The organism is Sphingopyxis sp. (genome assembly GCF_036261875.1).
Lineage (GTDB): Bacteria > Pseudomonadota > Alphaproteobacteria > Sphingomonadales > Sphingomonadaceae > Sphingopyxis.
The window spans coordinates 37028-51750 of record NZ_DATAJZ010000012.1; the positions used below are offsets into that span (position 1 = coordinate 37028).

Below are 14723 nucleotides of genomic sequence, written 5' to 3' on the forward strand. Positions count from 1 at the left end.
CAGCGGAGCTTATCGAGCGGAATGACAGAAATGGGCAACAATTCCCGGCGATGGATCGGCGGGCAGTTCGACCGAGGCGAGTTGCAGCTGGCTTGCGTGACGTGTTGGAAATGAGTCGTCGATTTCGACGCCGCAGATTGGTCGTCTCTTCGCGCCAGTGAGAAGCATTGCCAACTATCCATCGGTTCCATAGAGAGGCCGCTGAAAATCGAAAGGCTTGATTGTCCATATTATGCAGCAATTTCTTGACCATATCGCCGCAAAACAATTTCGTGTCGGAATATTGGGCCTGGGCTATGTCGGCATACCGCTGGCCAGGAGAATGTCGTCGGTGGGCTTGCCCGTCCTCGGTTTCGACATCGTCCAGGAGCGGGTCGATGAGCTGAATGCCGGCACCAGCCCCATCAAGCATATCGGCAACGACGACATCGCCGAGATGCGCGCTTCGGGGTTCGAGGCGACCACCGATTTCAGCCGTTCGGTCGAGTGCGACGCGCTGATCATCTGCGTGCCGACGCCGCTCAACCTCTATCGCGAACCCGATCTCAGTTTCGTCACCTCGACGATGGACAATTTGCTGCCCCACCTGCGCAAAGGCCAGATGCTGTCGCTCGAAAGCACGACCTGGCCCGGCACGACCGAGGAAATATTGCTGCCTTATGTCGAAAAGGCGGGGCTGAAGGTCGGCGAGGATTTCTTCCTCGTCTATTCGCCCGAGCGCGAAGATCCGGGCAATGCGTCTTTCGATACGCAGACGATCCCGAAGGTGATCGGCGGCCATACGCCGGCCTGTCTCGAACTCGGCACCGCGCTCTATGCGGCGTTCATCGACCGCGTGGTTCCAGTAAGCTCGACCAAGGCGGCCGAGATGGTCAAGCTGCTCGAGAATATTCATCGCTCGGTGAACATCGGTCTCGTCAACGAGATGAAGGTCGTCGCCGACAAGATGGGCCTCAATATCTTCGAGGTCATCGACGCCGCGGCGACGAAGCCCTTTGGCTTCACTCCCTATTATCCGGGGCCGGGGATCGGCGGGCACTGTATTCCGATCGACCCTTTCTACCTGACATGGAAGGCGCGCGAATTCGGGCTGCATACGCGCTTCATCGAACTGGCGGGCGAAGTGAACGCCGCGATGCCGCAATATGTCGTGGACAAGACCACCGCCGGGCTCAACGAACATGGGAAGGCCGTGAAGGGCTCGAAGATTCTCGTGCTCGGCATTGCCTACAAGCGCGACGTCGACGACATGCGCGAGAGCCCGTCGGTGCATGTGATGGAACTGCTACGCGATCTGGGCGCGGAGGTCGCGTACAGCGATTCGAACGTTCCGCGCTTTCCCAAGATGCGCGAGCATAGTTTCGACCTGTCGTCGGTGCCGCTGACGGCCGAGAATATCCGCGCGCAGGATGCGGTGCTGCTGCTGACCGACCATAGCGATGTCGATTATGACCTCGTGATGCGCGAGGCCAGGTTGTTGATCGATACGCGCGGCAAGCTCGATCTCAACCTTCCGAACGTGGTGCGCGCATGAGCCAGCCTCGTATCGCCCATGTCGGCTGCGGTTATTGGGGCAAGAATCTGGCCCGCAATTTCGCCGAGCTCGGCGCCCTCGATGCGATCGTCGATGATCATCGCGAAACCGCCGAGCGGATTTCGGAAGCCACCGGCGCGCGGATCGCGACGCTGGACGAGGTGCTCGCCGATCCGTCGATCGACGGCGTCTCCTTTGCGACGCCGGCCGAAACCCACGCCGCGCTCGCGCTGCGCGCGCTCGAGAGCGGCAAGCATGTCTATGTCGAAAAACCCGTCGCGCTGTCGCCGGACGATGCCGAAAAGCTGATCGAGGTCGCGGCGCGGCAGGATCGGCGGTTGATGGTCGGACATCTGCTGCAATATCACCCGATCTTTCGCAAGATGCGCGAAATGGTCCGCTCGGGCGCGATCGGTGAACTCAGCTACGTCTATTCGAACCGCATGTCGCTGGGCAAATTTCGGATCGAGGAGAATGTGCTCTGGTCGTTCGCGCCGCACGACGTGTCGATGATCCTGTCGCTCGTCGACGCCGATTGCACCGGCGTGACGGCACAGGGTGCGGCGATCGTGACCCCCGGTATAGAGGATTGGGCGCTGCTCCAGCTTCGCTTCGCCAACGGGCTGAAGGGGCATATCCAGACGAGTTGGTTGCACCCGTTCAAGGAACAGCGCCTCGTCGCGATCGGCAGCGAAGCCATGCTGGTGTTCGAGGATTCGGCGCCCGACTGGGACAGCAAGCTGCGGCTCTATCGCCACCGCATCGACCGCGAGGGGCCGGTGCCCGTGCCGCATCCGGCTACGGCCGAGGCGATCATCGTCGAGAAATCGGAACCGCTTCGCAACGAGTGCCAGCATTTCCTCGATTGCATCGCGAACGGAACCGCGCCGGTGACCGACGGGGCCGAGGGGCTGGCGGTGCTGAACGTGCTGCGCCGCGCCTCCGACGCGCTCGCATCCGCATCCTAGAAAAGGCCCACCATGACGATCCATCCCAAAGCCTTCGTCCACGAAAGCGCCTTCGTGGACGACAATGTGTCGATCGGCGAAGACACCCGCGTCTGGCATTTCGTCCATGTGCTGTCGCACACCTCGATCGGTGCGCGCTGTTCGCTCGGTCAGAATGTGATGGCCGGACCGCACGTCACGATCGGCGACAATTGCAAGATCCAGAACAATGTCGCGCTCTACAAGGGCGTGACCCTGGCCGACGACGTGTTCTGCGGCCCCTCGTGCGTGTTCACCAACGTGTTGACGCCGCGCGCGTTCGTCGAGCGCAAGGACGAGTTCCGCGACACGCCGGTGGGGAAGGGGGCGACAATCGGCGCTAACGCCACCATCGTCTGCGGCAACAGCCTCGGCGAATATTGCATGGTGGCTGCGGGGGCGGTGGTGACGCACGACGTGCCGCCCTTCGCGCTCGTCGCGGGCGTGCCCGCGCGGCGCATCGGCTGGGTCTCGCGTACCGGCGAGCGCCTCGACGAAACACTCGTCTGCCCGCGCACGGGCGAAATCTACGAAGAAATCGACGGCGCGCTGCGCCTGGTTGAAGGTTGAACCAACATGACGATCGAATTTATCGACCTCAAGGCGCAGCAGGCGCGGATCAAGGACAGGCTCGACGCGCGCATCCAGGCAGTGCTTGCAGGTGGCGCCTACATCATGGGCCCCGAAGTGCGCGAGCTGGAAAGCGAACTCGCGGCGTTCTGCGGCGCGAAGCACGTGCTGACCTGCGCGAACGGCACCGATGCGTTGCACCTTGCGCTGATGGCGCTCGGCGCGAAGGCGGGCGACGCGGTCTTCTGTCCGTCCTTCACTTTTGCCGCCACCGCGGAGATCGTTCCGCACGTCGGCGCGACGCCGGTGTTCGTCGATGTCGATCCGCGGACGTTCAACCTGTGTGTCGAAAGCCTGAAGCGCGCGATCATCCACGCGAAGGAACTGGGTCTTCGCCCGGCCGGAATCATTCCGGTCGACCTGTTCGGCCTGCCGGCCGATTATGAACCGATCGAGGCGGTCGCCCGCGAAAACGGCATGTGGATCATCGCCGACAGCGCGCAGGGTTTCGGTGCGACCTACAAGGATCGCACCACCGGCAGCATCGGCGACATCGCGACAACCTCCTTCTTTCCCGCGAAGCCGCTTGGCTGCTATGGCGACGGCGGCGCCGTCTTCACCAGCAACGACGAACTGGCGGCGCTGATCGGGTCGCTTCGCGTCCACGGCAAGGGCAGCGACAAATACGACAATGTGCGGATCGGCGTGAACAGCCGATTGGACACGCTGCAGGCGGCGATCCTCCTCGAAAAGCTCGCCATTTATGCCGATGAACTCGATGCGCGACAGACGGTGGCGGGGCGTTATTCGGCGGCGCTCTCCGCGCGGTTCCAGGTGCCGCACATTCCGAACGAAACGCGGTCGGTCTGGGCGCAATATACGCTGCGCGCTGCTTCTACCGAGGAACGCGATGCCGCGATGGCGGCGCTGAAGGCCGAAGGCATCCCGAGCGTCGTCTATTACCCGATGCCGCTCCACCAACAGCAGGCCTATCGCGATTATCCCGCCGATCCCGCGGGTCTCGCGACGTGCGCCGATCTGGCGAAAACGGTGTTCAGCCTGCCGATGCATCCCTATCTTCGCGAAGAACAGCAGGACGAGATAATCGCTGCGCTCCTGAAGTAAGATCAGGAGACTCTCGGAAAGCGGACACCATGCAAGGACGTTTCTGGACCAATGTAGCCGGCGTCCTGTCAGGTACTGCGGTCGCTCAGGCCATCCCGGTTCTGGGTGCGCTGGTACTGGCGCGCCTGTTCCTTCCTGACGCTTTTGGGATCTATTCGGTCTGGCTCGGTTTTGTACTGATCCTTGCGGTCACATTGACCCTGCGCCTGGAAACGGCGCTTCCGATCATAGACGATGGACGAAGCCGTGAAGATGCGGCCGGGCTGATTTTCGTGACGATCGTCCTTGTGGGCATCGCTGCCTTGCTGATTTCATTGCTGCTTTTGGCAATGGGCTTAATTTCCGGTACGGTCGCGAAGCCCTATATGCTCGGCCTTGTGGTTCTTGCGGCCATGCTGAGCGCTACCACGGAAACCTGGCAGGGGGTTGCCTCCGCCGACGGCACTTACCGGATACTCGTCAAGATCCGGATCGGCCGATCTGCCAGCATTCTCATCTGTCAGATTACGGCGTCGCTGGTGTCGCGCGTACCGGAAGCCCTGATCATAGGGCATCTTGTCGGGTTGGTGTTTGCGATCCTTATGGCGCAATGGTTTCGTCCCTTGCCGTTGCCCAGCATCGAGGGGCTGGGGTCGAGGCTCGTGGCCTTCTGGCGTCGCTATCCACGCTTCCCGGGCTTCGCGCTACCGGCCGATCTGATGAGCGCCGTGTCGCTCCAACTGCCGCTGTTCATTCTGTCGGCCCGCTTTGGACCGCATGTCGCGGGAATATTCGCTTTGGCGCTGCGCGTTCTGCTTACTCCCGTGGGTTTGATCGGACGATCGATTCTCGACGTATTCCGCCGCTATGCCGCAGATGCCTTTCGCACTCGCGGGGAATGCAGGAGCGTATATATATCCACGCTGAGGGTGCTTTCGATCTTCTCACTGCTGCTCGCGGCAGGGATTGTCCTGCTCGCTGAACCTGCGTTCGCTTTCGTTTTTGGGGAGGTCTGGCGTCAGGCCGGCACCTTCGCGATCTGGCTCGCGCCCTTCGTGGCGCTGGGGTTCATGGCGAGTCCGCTCAGCTACGTCTTCTATATCGTCGGACGGCAAAATGTCGATCTGGCATGGCAGACCGGGCGATTTGCCGTGGTCTTGGCCGCGATGTTTGTCCCGCATGACGTCAGGGGCGTCATTTTGGCTTACAGTGCCGGTTACAGCCTGATGTACGTTCTTTATATCTATCTCAGCTACACAGCCAGCAAGGGCCGCGTTGATGATCGCGATAATTGACTATGATATCGGAAATCTGGGCGCGATCGCGAACATGCTGGTCCGTCTCGGAGCGAAGGCCAAGATCACGAGCGATCCCGATGAGGTAAGATCGGCGGTCGGACTGATCCTGCCCGGAAACGGGTCTTTCGACGCCTGCATGCGCGGGCTCCGGTCGACGGGCTTGCTTCCGGTGATCGAAAAGAGCGTTTTCGACACCAAAGTGCCGCTGCTCGGTATTTGCGTAGGTGCTCAGATGCTGGGGACCGGAAGCGAGGAAGGAGGCCAGAGCGGGCTGGGGTGGATTGATATGACCGCCCGCAAATTCCCGGTCTCCGCATCGCGGAGGGTGCCGCATATGGGATGGTGCGGCATAAGCGTGACGCAGCCCGCAAATCCGATCGGCAGCGCGATCGAACCGGATTCCCGCTTTTATTTCGTCCATAGCTATTTTCTGGAACCGCGCTCGGACAGCAACGTCTTTCTGAAGGCGAACTATGGCCTCGACTTTGCAGCGGGGGTGGTGAAGGACAATGTCTACGGGGTTCAGTTCCATCCGGAAAAGAGCCATCGCTATGGGAAAAGTCTCCTGCGCGCGTTCAAGGATCTTTGCGGATGATGCCGCGTGTCATACCTTGCCTGCTCCTACGCGACCGTGGCCTCGTGAAAACGGTGCAGTTCGGATCGGATACCTATATTGGCGATCCGGTGAACGCCGTGCGCATCTTCAACGACAAAGAGGTCGATGAGCTGATCTTTCTCGATATCGACGCAACACGCGAAGATCGCGGACCGGATCTGGAAATCCTCTATGAAATCGCCGGCGAGAGCTTCATGCCGGTTGCCTATGGCGGCGGCATCTCGACATTCGAGGATGCCCAGAGGGTGATAAGGGCCGGCGTGGAAAAGGTGGTCATCAACTCCGCAGCCTACCGGTCGATGGACGTCATACGCGAAGTATCGGCCGTTTACGGCGCGCAAGCGGTTGTCGGTGCCATCGACGCGAAGAAGACGTTTCTGGGCAGCCATAAGCTATATTCCCGTTCCGGTGTCCGCGAGGAAAAGGTGAAGCTGGCCGATCATGTCGCCGCGCTCGTGGAGGCTGGAGTTGGGGAAATCTTCGTGAACAGCATCGATCGCGACGGCTGCATGAATGGCTATGATCTGGAGCTTATCAGGAAGGTCGCTTCGGTAACGCCCACGCCGGTGATCGCCTGCGGCGGAGCCGGAACGGCGGTGGATTTGGTGGAAGCTGTGGAGAAGGGAGGCGCTTCGGCCGTTGCCGCCGGCAGCATCTTCGTATTTCGCGGCAAGCACAAGGCCGTGCTGATCAATTACCCCAAGGACATTTTTCCCGATGTCTGAGTTTCGCGTGACACGAACCCGCCTGGCAACTGTCGCCGGATTCTACGCCCTTGGGGGTATGGCGGTTCTCATCTATGTCCTTCAACTCCAGTATACGAACAGCTATGCTGGCTTCGTCCCGCTGGATTTCAGCATGTTCAAGGTCGCCATTGCGCTTTTTCTCGGCGCGGCGATCGGATTGACCATTCCATCGAACGCATCGCGTCCGCTGGATATGTTCATCGTCATTTACGCTATCTTCGTACTGGCTTCCTTCGTTTTTTTTCGCGGCGTGGCGACGGATGTCGGGAATGGCGAATATCTATTTCAGGTCGGACTTCTATCATTGCCCTATGTGGGGGCTTTGCTGCTCCAGCGCGTGCGGTGGTCGCTCGAGGTTCCGTTCGCCCTCAAGCCCCAGCTATTGCTCGTCGTTGCGATTTCCATTGTCGCGCTGGCTGTGGTGTTTGCCGTCGCGGGTGTGGGCGATGTCGGCGGCCTTTCGATCGATGATGCCTATGAGCGCCGGATGGTCGGGCGCGAAGTATTTCAGGCCGGCTCTCTTCTCAGCTATCTGGTGGCGATGGCGATGAATGGACTCAATCCCTTCCTTGCCTTTTGGGCCGGACTTCGGAACCGCAAGTGGCTGTTCGCGCTGCCGATCCTGTTTGGCTTGTTGTTCTTCTACAGCCTTGGCGTGAAGGCGCCGACGGCTATGGTCGTACTTTCGCTGGTCGTCGGGATGCTTGCGCGTCGGGGCCGGATCGGTGGGGTCTTCATGGCCATCTTCTTTATCTGCGCGGCCCTGTTTGTGGTCTTTTTGGTGGAATATATTGCAACCGGCTATTCGCAGGTGGCGGAATTTTTTTTCCGCCGGGTCTTCGTCATCCCCGGATTCCTCGTGCAATATTTCATGACGTTCATGTTCGACAGCCACGGCTTTTTTTGGTCGGCCTGGGGCGGGTTGAACGACAGCATGCCCGTCACTTTCGTGATCGGTGAGGTATTTCTGGGAAACGCCCAGACGAATGCGAATACGAACGCTTTTGTATATGCGCTCGCCGACGGCGGTTATCCGGCTTATATTGCGGTCGTGGTGCTGGTCCTGGCTTTCTTCAAAATTCTCGATGCGCTCTATGAGAGCACGGAAAGCCTGGGCTATCTCTATATCGCCTTTCTATACTCGCTGCTCATCGTGGAACAGGCGGCAACGACCGCAGCACTGTCGTCGGGCGTGGCTTTGTTGTTTGGCTTTGTAGTCCTTTCAGGTAAGGAATGGGCGCGCTCTCCCCGGGCGGCGTAGCCATTATGTGAGAAATTATGATCGACTCCCCCCGCGACTATCAGGTCTGCACGCGCTGCGTGATGGACACATCCGATCCCGAAATTTCATTCAACGCAAATGGCGTGTGCAGCCATTGCCGCCATTTTGACGAGATTGCGCCGCTGCAGTGGTTCCCGAACGAGCAGGGCGAGCAAAAATGGCAGGCCATTGCCGAACAGGTCAAGCAGGATGGTCGGGGCAAGGCCTATGACTCCATCCTGGGTCTTAGCGGCGGTGTCGATAGCTCCTATCTGGCGCTCAAGATTCACGAGGCGGGCTTTCGCCCGCTCGTTGTCCACGTCGATGCCGGCTGGAACAGCGAGCTCGCCGTGGCGAATATCGAAGCGATCGTCGAACATTGTGGTTTCGATCTGCATACGCATGTCGTCAACTGGGAGGACATGCGCGACCTGCAATTGGCCTATCTTCGGTCAGGGATTTCCAACCAGGATGTCCCGCAGGATCACGCCTTCTTCGCCAGCCTGTATCGGTTTGCGGTCGAAAACGGAATCCGGACGGTTTTTTCGGGAGGAAATCTGGCGACGGAGGGAATTTTCCCGTCATCGTGGCACGGCAGCGCGATGGATGCCGTGAATCTGAAGGCGATCCATGACAAGTTCGGTTCGCGGAAGCTCAAATCCTATCCGACCATCAGTTTCTTCGAATATTATTTCTATTTCCCCTTCGTTCGCAAGATGCGAACGATCCGCCCGTTGAATTATATGCCGTACGACAAGGATTCTGCGATGGTCGAACTGGCGGAAAAATGTAACTGGCGAGGCTATGGTCGCAAGCACGGGGAGTCGCTGTTTACCCGGCTCTTCCAAAATTATATTCTTCCTATGCGCTTCGGTTTCGACAAGCGTCGGCCGCATTATTCGAGCTTGATCGTTTCGGGCCAGATGACGCGTGACGAGGCTGTCGCGGCGTTGGACGAGCCGCTTTACGATCCGATCGAACTCGAGACCGACATCAATTATTTCTGCAAGAAGCTTCGGATTTCGCGTGAGGAGTTCGAGGCGATTCTTGCCGATCCCATGCGGCATCATAGTGATTTTCCGACTTGGGAAAGACGGCAGAAGATAGCGAAAACCGCACAGGTGGCGTTGGAAAAGCTGCGCGGGCGCAGGGTCGGCGTCTATTCCTGATTCCATTCGATTGCCCTGTGCGGCCACAAAAGTCCACGGTTCGCACAGGTCATCGCTTTTGCTCGGCCTTGGACAAGATACGGCTATTGAAAGGTGAATGATAGGGTGTCAGCTATTCCCAGGCATCACATCGCGCATCTGACGTCGGTCCACCAGCGTTACGATACGCGGATTTTCTGGAAGCTATGCAACAGTCTCGCAGCCAATGGCTACGCGGTGTCCCTTGTGGTCGCCGACGGGAAAGGCGATGAGCATTGCGATAATGGAGTGCATATTCTGGACGTCGGCCGTTCGGGAGGGCGGCTCGGACGGATGGTGAAGGCGACCCGGCAGGTCAAAGCACAAGCTTTCGCCCTGAATGCGGACCTTTATCACCTGCACGATCCCGAATTGATCCCCGTCGGCCTGGCGCTGAAACGGCACGGCAAACGGGTCGTCTTCGATTTTCACGAGGATGTGCCCAAACAGTTGCTGAGCAAGCCGTATCTGAACCGTTGGGCGCTCCGCCTCCTCTCGGCCGCTTTTGCGAAATATGAGAGGGCGAAAGCTCCGCGGTTCGATGCCGTTATCGGCGCGACGCCGGGCATCACCGAAAAGTTTCGCGAAACCGCGAAGCGGGTCGCGAACATCAACAATTTTCCACGAATCGGTGAATTGGAGAGCGAACGTCCCTGGGAGGGTAAGGCCGACGAGATTGCCTATGTCGGCGGCATCTCTGCCATCAGGGGTATTGTTCCCCTGATCCGGTCACTCGAGCGCATCCGGTCGGGCGCCAAGCTGAATCTGGTGGGCAGGTTCGAGGACAAGGAGCTTGAATCGGTCGTCAAAAATTCGGCCGGTTGGCGGAACGTCCATGACCACGGTTTTCAGGATCGCGCCGGCGTTCGCGATGTGCTGGGGCGATCGATGGCGGGTCTCGTCACGCTTCGTCCGACACCGGCCTATCTGGATTCATTGCCAGTCAAGATGTTCGAATATATGGCGGCCGGCATTCCGGTCATCGCATCCGATTTTCCGCTCTGGCGGGAGATCGTCCTCGGCCGTGATTGCGGTCTTTGCGTCGATCCCGATGATCCCGATGCCATCGCGGCCGCGATCGACGCGTTGATATCCGACCGCAAGCGGGCCGAACAAATGGGACGCAACGGCCGCGCCGCGGTCCAGGAAGTTTTCAATTGGTCGGTCGAGGAAGAGAAGCTTTTGCAACTCTACGCGGATATCCTTGCATGACCTCCACGTTGAAGATCGCAACCATCGTCGGCGTGAGGTCGCAATTCATCAAGGCAAGCGCGGTGTCCGTGGTCGGCAAGGCGACTCCCCAAAATCGATGAAATCATCATCCATGCGGGCCGGCATCATGACGCCAATATATTCTTTGAGGAGCTGGGATTCTCACCCTGACCATAATCTGGACGTGCACGGCGGCTTGCATGGCGCGATGATGGGCCGGATGCTGAAGGAATCGAACATCTCCTGCTCGACCTTCGCCCCGATGCGGTTCTGATTTACGGGGACAACAATTCGACGCTTTCATGCGCGCTGGCTGTCGTGAAACTCTATATTCCCGTCGCGCACGTCGAAGCGGGGCTGACAGCTTCAACAGGTGGATGCCTGGTGCAATAGCGCGCTCGCGCGTCTGTTCCTATTTTCCGTGATAATCGCGATACCAGGCGACGAAGCGCGCGACTCCGTCGCGAATGTCGGTTTGCGGGCGATAGCCGGTCAGCCGCTGCAGGAGCGACGCATCGGCCCAGGTCGCATAGACGTCGCCCTTTTGCATCGGCATGTAGTTGCGGATGGCCTTGATCCCCAGTTCCGCCTCGATCGCGTCGACGAAATCCAACAGCCGCACCTTGTCCGAGTTGCCGATGTTGACGATGCGGAAAGGCGCGACGGGGGACAGGCTGTCGCCTTCGGGAACATCATCCTTCGATGCGGGACGAACCGGGGCGGCATCGATCAGCAGGCGGATCGCGCGCACCAGATCCTCCACATAGGTGAAGTCCCGATACATGTCGCCGTGGTTATAGATGTCGATGGGGCGACCATTCAGGATCGCGTCGGCGAAGCGTGACGGAGCGAGGTCGGGGCGGCCCCAGGGGCCGTAGACGGTGAAGAAGCGAAACATCGTCGTGGGCAGGTTCCACAGATGGGCATAGGCATGGCCCATGCTTTCATTCGCCTTTTTCGTCGCGGCATAGATGGTGAGCTGCGCGTCGGCCTTGTCCATCTCGGTAAAGGGCATTTGGTCGTTGGCGCCATAGATCGATGACGTGGACGCCATCAGCAGATGTTCGACAGCTCTCGTCCGAGCGATTTCCATGACGTTGAAGGTGCCGACGACATTGCTCTCGATATAGGAGCGCGGCTCTTCCAGGCTGTATCGTACGCCTGCTTGTCCGGCGAGGTGAACAATGACGTCGGGTGCGAAATCGCCGGCGACGCCGGAAAGACAGTCCCAATCCTCCAGCATCGCCTCGGTCGCGCTGAAGCCAGTCTGTTGTTTCAATATCTCGTGGCGCCGCCGTTTCAGGGCGACGTCGTAATAATCCGTCATGCCGTCATAACCGTGGACGCGAAAACCCTCGGCCAGCAGGATATTGGCGAGGTGAAAGCCAATGAATCCGGCCGTCCCCGTGATGAGGATCTTGCAATCGCTGCGCTGCGCCTTTTTGTCCTGATTCATGTCGTCGTCCACGCTCGAAGTTTGCATGTCGCGACATGCAGGGGATGAACATCCATTGGCGGAGTATCGTGAAAATATGCTGAAGATTCACGCGCTCCCGGCCCGCTCGGCGGATCGGGAGTTTCTGCTGGGGGCCGGAAAATAACATCGGCTTGCCCTTTGATTGAATATGCGTCGTTGCGATCCGGCGCATACTATCCTCTGGCGGGCTCCATTGCCTTGTGACGACTTGCCCGATCAGATAGATCGAGGCCACCGCGCCGTCGACAGCCGTTCCGTTCCCATGTTTCCAATCGGAGAATAAAATCAATCATGTCTGGTTCCCCGGATTTGGCGAGCATGCCGTCGACCCCTGAGTCCATTCCGCCCGTCCACAAAAATATCTGGTATGTTCACCCCTATGCGGGAGGGCCGGGAATCGGTCGGTTCAGCCGCGCCTTTTATCTTGCTCAAAACTGGCGTTTGCAATCAATTCGCACGACGATCCTGTCCCCGACCTTCCATCATTTGATGGATGCTCCGCAAGCGCCTGGCGAAAAGCGCATCGACGATGTCTCTTACCACTTCATTGGTGCGCGCGCCTATCCGAACAACGGGCTTGCACGCCTGCTCAATATGGCGGACTTCTCATTCGGTCTTTTGCGCGACGCTGACCGGCTTGTCGCGCGATACGGGGTTCCTGATGCAATTATCGGATCGAGTCCGCATCCTTATGTATTTCTGGCGACCCACCGGCTGGCGAAACGCTATAACGCGGTTTCGATCTTCGAGGTGCGCGATTTGTGGCCGTTGAGCCTTGTGGAACTGGCGGATGTAAGCCCTTATCATCCGTTGGTCATCGGGACGGGATGGGTTGAGCGATATGCATATCGACACGCCGACCATGTGGTGTCGCTTCAGTCCGCATCCCGGCCCTATATGTGTGAGCGAGGAGTTGATGCCGATCGTTGGCACTATATTCCCAACGGCGTGGATGCACAGGAAGAAGCAGTCATCGAGCCGGACGAGCCGGCCTATCGGCGTTTGATGCAGTGGCATCAGGAAGAGAAGTTCGTCGTTCTGTATGCGGGCGCGCTCGGCCCTCCCAACAATATCGATATTCTGGTCCGGGCTGCGGCCGAACTTCGCTCGCGTGGTAACGACAGGATTCGCATCCTTGTGGTCGGGCGAGGAGAACTGCAGCAACAAATTGCCAAGATGGTCTCGGATCTTGGGCTGGAAGAGCGTGTTGCAATCTATCCACAAGTGCCGAAATCCCATGCGATCGGTTTGATGCAGAAAGCCGATGTCGGTTATATTTCTTTGAGGCCTAAACCTATGTTTATGCACGGCATCAGCCCGAACAAACTTTATGACTATATGCTGGCGAAATTGCCGATCGTGTCGGCAATGCGGGTGGGTAATGATTCGGTGACCGAGGCAGGATGCGGCCTCACTGTCGAACCGGGCGATCCTGTTGCCGTCGCCGAAGCCTTCGCCCGCCTTGCGGATATGGATCGCGCTGAGTTGCGGGAAATGGGAGAGCGGGGTCTGGCGTTCGTCCGAACGAACCATGATTATGCCGCTCTCGCAAGAATTTATGCCGAACTATTTTAGGATGATGTCGCAATGATCGCGGGCATTGGCGTCTTGCGCGATATTATGAATGGACAGGCGGTATCGATATGCGCCGAGCGGAGCCCTGCCTTCGACGTTCCGACTTTCGGCCGGGCGAATGGAAAGATCGCTTTGCGGGCGAGTGGGGTCGTTTGACGCAATATGTCTAGGCGGATCGTCATTACCGGCGCCACCGGCTTTATCGGCCGTAACCTGGTTGCTGCCTTGCTGAAGAAGGATTTCCGGTTGACGCTCGCAGTTCGCGATGTCGGTCGTTCCCGGCGAGCGTTTCCTGATCATCCGGCAATCGATTTTATTCCCTACGCGTCGGTCATGGCGGGTGAAGGTCTTTCCGGAGCTTGGGCCGTCGTGCATTTGGCCGGCTTGGCGCACGCGCCATCGAGGACGGGAGAGGCTGCCTTTCAGGAGGTCAATGCAGTCGGTGCCCTGCAATTGGCCGAGAGCATCCGTCGATCGAAGACTCCACTTCTCCTCCATCTGAGCAGTGTCGCCGCGGTTACCGCAAATTCGAGCGATCAGGTCGTTGACGACACGACCGAACCGCGGCCTGTGACAGCTTACGGTCGTTCCAAATTGGCGGCGGAACAGCATGTCGCAGCATTGGCCGAAGAGGGGGTTTGCGTTGTCTCGCTTCGACCGCCCCTGGTGCTGGGATATGATGCGGGGGGGAATTGGGGGAAGTTGCAGCGGCTTGCGCTGTCCGGACTTCCCTTGCCCTTCGGGTCAGCTAGGAATCGACGATCGATTGTCTCCATCGATTTGCTGGTGACGGCGATCGCGGCAATATGTGTGCAGGAGCCGAAGCCAATAAAGAGTGGAAACTATTGTATCGCGGACCCCTTTGCGATTTCTACGGCGGACATATTGACGGAACTTCGTGCTGGTATGGGAATGGCTCCTCGCTTGTTTTCCTGTCCCGAAGCGATGTTGCATCTGGCTGGCCGATTGACAGGCAGGCGACAATTGATCGAGGGTCTGATGGGCGATCTGGTTCTTGACCCTTCCCGTTTCTTTTCCACATTCTCTATTCCGGATTTCCCCAATCTTCGCGCGTCCATACGCAAATCGGGCGAACTATACCGTTCCTTTTATGGTCGACCCGCACAACTAATCGGATCATCGTCTTGAAACGCTTG

At 58.8% G+C, this 14723-nt stretch carries 14 protein-coding genes; 13 read left to right on the top strand and 1 reads right to left on the bottom strand.

The window, feature by feature from the left end; all coding sequences use genetic code 11:
- Positions 1–232: 232 nt before the first annotated feature.
- The 11 genes from VHO04_RS06795 to VHO04_RS18850 all read left to right on the top strand — a co-directional run bounded on the left by VHO04_RS06795 (position 233) and on the right by VHO04_RS18850 (position 10907).
- On the top strand, positions 233–1534 hold the full coding sequence (locus tag VHO04_RS06795; RefSeq protein WP_329627607.1) for a nucleotide sugar dehydrogenase: 1302 nt from the start codon (positions 233–235) through the stop codon (positions 1532–1534).
- The gene (locus VHO04_RS06800) at positions 1531–2502 is read left to right on the top strand and encodes a Gfo/Idh/MocA family oxidoreductase (protein ID WP_329627608.1); all 972 of its coding nucleotides are present in this window, start codon (positions 1531–1533) and stop codon (positions 2500–2502) included. The genes VHO04_RS06795 and VHO04_RS06800 overlap by 4 nt, the downstream gene beginning before the upstream one ends.
- Before the next feature lie 12 nt (positions 2503–2514).
- A complete protein-coding gene (locus VHO04_RS06805; protein ID WP_329627609.1) occupies positions 2515–3090 on the top strand; it encodes an acyltransferase in 576 nt (191 codons plus the stop codon).
- A 6-nt stretch (positions 3091–3096) separates the two neighbouring features.
- Positions 3097–4215 carry a DegT/DnrJ/EryC1/StrS family aminotransferase gene (locus VHO04_RS06810; RefSeq protein ID WP_329627610.1) on the top strand — a complete coding sequence of 373 codons (1119 nt, stop codon included), beginning with the start codon at positions 3097–3099 and terminating at the stop codon, positions 4213–4215.
- A 29-nt stretch (positions 4216–4244) separates the two neighbouring features.
- Entirely contained in the window at positions 4245–5489 is a 1245-nt protein-coding gene (locus VHO04_RS06815; RefSeq protein ID WP_329627611.1) for an oligosaccharide flippase family protein, read from the top strand.
- Positions 5473–6087 (top strand): imidazole glycerol phosphate synthase subunit HisH, encoded by a 615-nt coding sequence (gene hisH / locus VHO04_RS06820; RefSeq protein ID WP_329627640.1) that lies wholly within the window; start codon positions 5473–5475, stop codon positions 6085–6087. The genes VHO04_RS06815 and hisH overlap by 17 nt, the downstream gene beginning before the upstream one ends.
- Positions 6084–6833, top strand: coding sequence for an AglZ/HisF2 family acetamidino modification protein (locus tag VHO04_RS06825; RefSeq protein ID WP_329627612.1), 750 nt, complete (start codon positions 6084–6086; stop codon positions 6831–6833). The genes hisH and VHO04_RS06825 overlap by 4 nt, the downstream gene beginning before the upstream one ends.
- Positions 6826–8115, top strand: coding sequence for a hypothetical protein (locus VHO04_RS06830; RefSeq protein ID WP_329627613.1), 1290 nt, complete (start codon positions 6826–6828; stop codon positions 8113–8115). Before VHO04_RS06825 ends, VHO04_RS06830 begins: the two co-directional genes overlap by 8 nt.
- 17 nt (positions 8116–8132) lie before the next feature.
- Positions 8133–9284, top strand: coding sequence for an N-acetyl sugar amidotransferase (locus tag VHO04_RS06835; protein ID WP_329627614.1), 1152 nt, complete (start codon positions 8133–8135; stop codon positions 9282–9284).
- Between the two features lie 105 nt (positions 9285–9389).
- Entirely contained in the window at positions 9390–10514 is a 1125-nt protein-coding gene (locus VHO04_RS06840) for a glycosyltransferase family 4 protein (RefSeq protein WP_329627615.1), read from the top strand.
- A gap of 273 nt (positions 10515–10787) precedes the next feature.
- Positions 10788–10907, top strand: a complete 120-nt coding sequence (locus VHO04_RS18850; RefSeq protein ID WP_414713089.1) for a UDP-N-acetylglucosamine 2-epimerase — start codon at positions 10788–10790, stop codon at positions 10905–10907.
- Positions 10908–10926: 19 nt separating this feature from the next.
- Here VHO04_RS18850 and VHO04_RS06845 read toward each other — a convergent pair whose 3' ends face one another.
- Positions 10927–11970: an NAD-dependent epimerase/dehydratase family protein gene (locus VHO04_RS06845; protein WP_329627616.1), complete on the bottom strand. Its 1044-nt coding sequence runs from the start codon at positions 11968–11970 to the stop codon at positions 10927–10929.
- 339 nt (positions 11971–12309) lie between these two features.
- Between VHO04_RS06845 and VHO04_RS06850 the strand changes: the two genes are divergently transcribed.
- Positions 12310–13566, top strand: coding sequence for a glycosyltransferase family 4 protein (locus VHO04_RS06850; RefSeq protein WP_329627617.1), 1257 nt, complete (start codon positions 12310–12312; stop codon positions 13564–13566).
- 162 nt (positions 13567–13728) lie between these two features.
- Entirely contained in the window at positions 13729–14715 is a 987-nt protein-coding gene (locus VHO04_RS06855) for an NAD-dependent epimerase/dehydratase family protein (protein ID WP_329627618.1), read from the top strand.
- Positions 14716–14723: the final 8 nt, after the last annotated feature.

Excerpts from the sequence above, each read along its gene's own strand:
- VHO04_RS06795 (WP_329627607.1), top strand. The coding sequence starts at position 233 with ATGCAGCAATTTCTTGACCATATCGCCGCAAAACAATTTCGTGTCGGA.
- VHO04_RS06800 (WP_329627608.1), top strand. The coding sequence starts at position 1,531 with ATGAGCCAGCCTCGTATCGCCCATGTCGGCTGCGGTTATTGGGGCAAG.
- VHO04_RS06805 (WP_329627609.1), top strand. The coding sequence starts at position 2,515 with ATGACGATCCATCCCAAAGCCTTCGTCCACGAAAGCGCCTTCGTGGAC.
- VHO04_RS06810 (WP_329627610.1), top strand. The coding sequence starts at position 3,097 with ATGACGATCGAATTTATCGACCTCAAGGCGCAGCAGGCGCGGATCAAG.
- VHO04_RS06815 (WP_329627611.1), top strand. The coding sequence starts at position 4,245 with ATGCAAGGACGTTTCTGGACCAATGTAGCCGGCGTCCTGTCAGGTACT.
- hisH (WP_329627640.1), top strand. The coding sequence starts at position 5,473 with ATGATCGCGATAATTGACTATGATATCGGAAATCTGGGCGCGATCGCG.
- VHO04_RS06825 (WP_329627612.1), top strand. The coding sequence starts at position 6,084 with ATGATGCCGCGTGTCATACCTTGCCTGCTCCTACGCGACCGTGGCCTC.
- VHO04_RS06830 (WP_329627613.1), top strand. The coding sequence starts at position 6,826 with ATGTCTGAGTTTCGCGTGACACGAACCCGCCTGGCAACTGTCGCCGGA.
- VHO04_RS06835 (WP_329627614.1), top strand. The coding sequence starts at position 8,133 with ATGATCGACTCCCCCCGCGACTATCAGGTCTGCACGCGCTGCGTGATG.
- VHO04_RS06845 (WP_329627616.1), bottom strand. The coding sequence starts at position 11,970 with ATGAATCAGGACAAAAAGGCGCAGCGCAGCGATTGCAAGATCCTCATC.
- VHO04_RS06850 (WP_329627617.1), top strand. The coding sequence starts at position 12,310 with ATGCCGTCGACCCCTGAGTCCATTCCGCCCGTCCACAAAAATATCTGG.
- VHO04_RS06855 (WP_329627618.1), top strand. The coding sequence starts at position 13,729 with ATGTCTAGGCGGATCGTCATTACCGGCGCCACCGGCTTTATCGGCCGT.